Raw genomic sequence first — 5013 nt, 5'->3', positions numbered from 1 at the left:
AGCTCAAGGTAGACGCGCCGTTCTTCCGTCAACGGCTTCGGGCCCCGGATGATCGACCGGTCACGGATCTCGAAGTCCATCGCAGCACCCCTGGGCTGGGGTGTTGCAACGACCACTAGAACCTAAGCGGTCCGCCGGGGGCCCTCGCGTCGTTCAGGCCGTGTGGCACCGTGCGGCCGCTAGCGGGCCGTCGCCTCGGCCTCGCGCTCGCGCTCCGCGCGCTCGGCCGCCTCCATCTCCGCGAAGACGTCGATCGGCGGCGGGGCCTTGGAGAGGAAGATCCAGGTCAGATAGACCGACAGCAGCATCGGCGGAATGCCGAGGGCCACCTTCACCCAGCCCAGCTGGGTGACGTCACCCCACCAGTAGAGGGGGAAGAGGACCGCCGACTTGGCGAGCAGGATCAGCCCCCAGGCCCAGCTGGCCTTGGTGTAGGCGACCTTCCGGCCGGGGTTGCGGGTGCGCCAGGAGAGGTTCTCCTTGAACACCGGGCCCAGGATCAGGCCCATCAGCGGATAGCCGGCCAGGGCGGAGACGATGTAGCCCACCGCCAGGCCCAGGGTGTAGAGCATGCCCGGCAGGTAGAAGTTCTTGGCGTCGCCGGACATCATCGCGAAGACCGCGCCGAAGGCCACGCCGAAGACACCGCTGAAGGCGTGCTTGAGGGTGTCCTTCCGGACCAGGCGGGCGACGCCGAGGAGGAGCGAGAGGCCCAGCGCGGCGATGGCCGCGACGTGGATGTCCCGCTTGACCGTGTAGATCGCGACGAAGACCAGACCGGGGACGGTGGTCTCCACCATGCCGCGCACGCCGCCGAAGGCCTCGAAGAGGGCGGCCTCGGTGGCCGCCCTCGAGTCCGCGCCGCCCTGCGCGTCCCGCGTCGCTTCCTGCTGATCCGTCGGCTTGTCGTAGGACGGCAACGGCTACTCCTGTCCGAGCGGTCGGAGTTCGTATCGGGGATTGAACAGCACCCTCCGGCCACGGCTCATGGAGATCCGGCCGGAAGCGATCAGCTTACGGCCGGGCTCTATGCCCGCGATGGAGCGACGGCCCAGCCAGACCACGTCGAGCGCGGCCGAGCCGTCGAACAGCTCCGCCTCCAGCGCGGGCACCCCGGCGCGGGGCCGGAGGGTGACCGTCCGCAGCGTACCGGTGACCTTGACGATGTCACGGTCGTCGCAGTCGCAGATGCGGGTGCAGCCCGTGGCCTCCGTGTCCTGCTGAAGCTCGGCGTGATGGAGCTCCTCCTGGGAGGAGGACAGCCGGTCGAGCATCCGGCGGAAACGGCCGGTCGGCTTCTCGGAACGGGGTACGGCACTCATGTCCCCAGCGTACCGGGGGCCCACGCGAACGGGATCAGCCTCGACGGGCCCGGCGCGGACGGGCTCACCCGGGCCGGGGCCACCCCCTCACCCCTCGAACCGGTACCCCATCCCCGGTTCTGTAATGAAGTGCTTCGGGTGCGAGGGGTCGAGCTCCAGCTTGCGCCGGAGCTGGGCCATGTAGACCCGCAGGTAGTTCGTCTCCGTCCCGTACGACGGTCCCCAGACCTCCTGGAGCAGCTGCTTCTGGCTGACGAGACGGCCCGTATTGCGTACCAGCACCTCCAGCAGGTGCCACTCCGTCGGTGTGAGGCGTACGTCCTTGCCGCCGCGGTTGACCTTCTTCGCCGCGAGGTCGACCGTGAAGCCCTCGGTCTCGACGATCGCGTCGTCGCCCGCCGCCGACACGCCCGTCGGCTCGGCGCGCCGCACGGCGGCCCGCAGCCGGGCCAGCAGCTCGTCCATGCCGAACGGCTTGGTGACGTAGTCGTCGGCGCCCGCGTCGAGCGCCTCGACCTTCTCGTCGGAGGTCTGGCGGGCGGAGAGGACGAGGATCGGCACCCGGGTCCAGCCGCGCAGGCCCTTGATCACCTCGACGCCGTCCATGTCGGGCAGGCCGAGGTCGAGGATGACCACGTCGGGGTGGCGCGCGGCGGCGAGCTGGAGTGCGGTGGCGCCGTCGGGCGCGGCGTCGACCTCGTACTTCCGCGCCTTGAGGTTGATCACGAGCGCGCGGACGATCTGCGGCTCGTCATCCACCACGAGCACCCGGTTCATACCGAACCACCTCTGCTGTTCATGCGGGCCCCGCCACGGGGTCCCGGGATTCCGTCGGAGTTGCTGCGGGGGCCGCGCCCCGGCCCGGGCCTCACGAGGTGGCCTGGGCCGGGAGGTCCGGCCGCACGGGCGGCCGGCCGGCGGCCACCCGCAGGGTCAGGACCATGGTCATCCCGCCGCCGGGGGTGTCCTCGGCGGCCAGCGTGCCGCCCATGGCCTCGGCGAAGCCGCGGGCGACCGCGAGGCCGAGGCCGACGCCGGCGCCGCGCGGCGCGTCGCCGTAGCGCTGGAAGGGCTCGAAGATGCGGTCCTTGGCGCTGTCCGGGACGCCGGGCCCCTGGTCGGCGACCCGCACCTCGACCCGGTCCCCCAGGGCGCTGGCGGACACCAGGACCCGGGAGCCGTCGGGGCTGTACTTGACCGCGTTCTCCACGATGTTCGCCACGGCCCGCTCCAGCAGGCCGGGGTCGACGGCCACCATCGGCAGCGTCTCGGGGATGTCCAGGACGACGCTGCCCTCGGGAACGCCGCCCAGTGCCATCGGGACCACCTCGTCGAGGTCGATCTCCCTGATCAGCGGGGTGACGGTGCCGGTCTGGAGGCGGGACATGTCGAGGAGGTTGCCGACGAGGTGGTCGAGCCGGTCGGCGCCGTCCTCGATGCCGGCCAGCAGTTCGGCCTCGTCCTCGTCCGACCAGGCGACGTCGTCGGAGCGCAGCGAGGTGACGGACGCCTTGATGCCGGCCAGCGGGGTCCGCAGGTCGTGGCTGACGGCGGCCAGCAGGGCCGTGCGGATGCGGTTGCCCTCGGCGAGCGTGCGGGCCTCCTCCGCCTTGTCCACCAGCCGCTGCCGGTCCAGGACGACCGCGGCCTGCGCGGCGAAGGCGGCCAGCACCCGGCGGTCCTCGGCGGGGAGCACCCGGCCGGAGAGCGCGAGGGCCATGTTGTCGCCGACGGGCATGTCGACGTCCGCGTCGTCGGGGCGCAGCAGGGGCTTGCCGTTGTTGGTGACGACGCTGCTCGCGCAGGTCCAGGGGTCGACCTCGCTGGCGCGCTCCAGCAGTGCCACCGACTCCATGCCGAAGGTCTCGCGGACCCGCTCCAGCAGGGCGTCCAGGCTCGTCTCGCCGCGCAGGACGCTGCCGGCGAGGAAGGAGAGGATCTCCGACTCGGCGCGCAGCCGCGCGGCCTGGTGGGTGCGGCGCGCGGCGACGTCGACGACGGACGCCACGGAGATCGCCACGAAGACGAAGATCGTGATCGCGACGATGTTCTTGCTGTCCGTGATCGTCCACTGGTGGACGGGCTCGACGAAGTAGTAGTTGAGCAGGAGCGAGCCGAAGGCCGCCGAGGCCAGTGCCGGGAACGCGCCGCCGAGCAGGGCCGCGCCGACCGTCGTGCACAGGAACAGCAGCATGTCGTTGGCGAGCCCGAGGTCCGGGACCACCCGCGTCAGCAGCAGGCTGAGCAGCGCCGGGCCGGCCACGCCGACCAGCCAGCCGGCCACGATCCGCCCCCGGCCGAGCCGGGCGCCGCGGGCGACGGGCAGGCCGCGGCCCTTGGCGACCTCGTCGTGGGTGACGATGTGGACGTCGAGGTCGGGGCCGGAGTCCCTGGCGACGGTCGCGCCCACGCCGGGCCCGAAGATGTACTGCCAGGTCTTGCGGCGGCTGGAACCGAGCACGATCTGGGTGGCGTTCACCCCGCGCGCGAACTCCAGCAGCGAGGCCGGGACGTCGTCCCCTATGACGTGGTGGAAGGTGCCGCCCAGGTCCTCGACCAGGGTCCGCTGGACCGCCAGCTCCTTCGGCGAGGCGGAGGTCAGCCCGTCGCTGCGGGCGATGTACACCGCGAGGATCTCGCTGCCGGAGCCCTTGGCAGCCATGCGGGAGGCGCGGCGGATGAGTGTACGGCCCTCGGGGCCGCCGGTGAGGCCGACGACGATGCGCTCGCGGGCGTGCCAGATGGTCGAGACGTCGTGCTCGGTGCGGTACTGCCGCAGGTACTCGTCGACCCGGTCGGCCGTCCACAGCAGGGCCAGTTCGCGCAGGGCGGTCAGGTTGCCGGGGCGGAAGTAGTTGGAGAGGGCCGCGTCGACCTTGTCGGGCTTGTAGATGTTGCCGTGCGCCATGCGGCGGCGCAGGGCCTGCGGCGACATGTCGACCAGCTCGATCTGGCCCGCGCGGCGCACGACCTCGTCGGGGACGGTCTCGCGCTGGCGGACGCCGGTTATCGACTCGACCACGTCGCCCAGCGACTCCAGGTGCTGGATGTTGACGGTCGAGATCACGTCGATGCCGGCCTGGAGCAGCTCCTCGACGTCCTGCCAGCGCTTGGTGTTGCGGGAGCCGGGGACGTTGGTGTGGGCGAGCTCGTCCACGAGGGCGACGGCGGGGCGGCGGGCGAGGATCGCGTCCACGTCCATCTCGGTGAAGCGCGAGTCCCGGTAGACGAGCTCCTTCCGGGACACCTCCTCCAGCCCGTGGAGCATGACCTCGGTGCGCGGGCGGCCGTGGTGCTCCACGAAGCCGACCACGATGTCGGTGCCACGCTCCGCGCGACGGTGCGCCTCGGAGAGCATCGCGTACGTCTTGCCGACGCCCGGTGCCGCGCCGAGGTAGATCCGGAGGTTGCCGCGTCCCATGGCCCCTATTGTCTTTCACGAGTCGCGGCGGTGTGCAGGCTGCCGCGTATTCATGACCTTACGACCAGGGTTTTGGACATTTCGGGCGGGAGCCGGTCGGGGGGCAGGTATTGACGCAGTCCTGACGCGGCGGGCCGTAACCGTCCGTCCGCAGGTCGGAGGCGCGACGGCGGCCGGGAGGACGGAAACCCGGTGCGGCGTTCCGGGCGCCCGGCGACAATGACGCGGCCGGGATCCCCGGTACACCGCCGCAACGGGTTTCCGTCCTCC

4 protein-coding genes are annotated in these 5013 nt (G+C 71.7%); all 4 read right to left on the bottom strand.

The window, feature by feature from the left end; all coding sequences use genetic code 11:
- Positions 1 to 179: 179 nt before the first annotated feature.
- The 4 genes from K6I33_RS31725 to K6I33_RS31710 all read right to left on the bottom strand — a co-directional run bounded on the left by K6I33_RS31725 (position 180) and on the right by K6I33_RS31710 (position 4743).
- Complete coding sequence (locus K6I33_RS31725; protein WP_229358003.1) at positions 180 to 920, bottom strand: DUF3159 domain-containing protein; 741 nt, start codon at positions 918 to 920, stop codon at positions 180 to 182.
- Between the two features lie 3 nt (positions 921 to 923).
- The gene (locus K6I33_RS31720) at positions 924 to 1322 is read right to left on the bottom strand and encodes an OB-fold nucleic acid binding domain-containing protein (protein ID WP_229358002.1); all 399 of its coding nucleotides are present in this window, start codon (positions 1320 to 1322) and stop codon (positions 924 to 926) included.
- 87 nt (positions 1323 to 1409) lie between these two features.
- A complete protein-coding gene (locus tag K6I33_RS31715) occupies positions 1410 to 2099 on the bottom strand; it encodes a response regulator (protein WP_126916471.1) in 690 nt (229 codons plus the stop codon).
- Between the two features lie 91 nt (positions 2100 to 2190).
- Positions 2191 to 4743, bottom strand: coding sequence for a sensor histidine kinase KdpD (locus K6I33_RS31710; RefSeq protein WP_229358001.1), 2553 nt, complete (start codon positions 4741 to 4743; stop codon positions 2191 to 2193).
- Positions 4744 to 5013: the final 270 nt, after the last annotated feature.

Source organism: Streptomyces sp. UNOB3_S3 (genome assembly GCF_020740895.1).
Lineage (GTDB): Bacteria > Actinomycetota > Actinomycetes > Streptomycetales > Streptomycetaceae > Streptomyces.
This window is presented reverse-complemented; position numbering and strand designations above follow the sequence as displayed.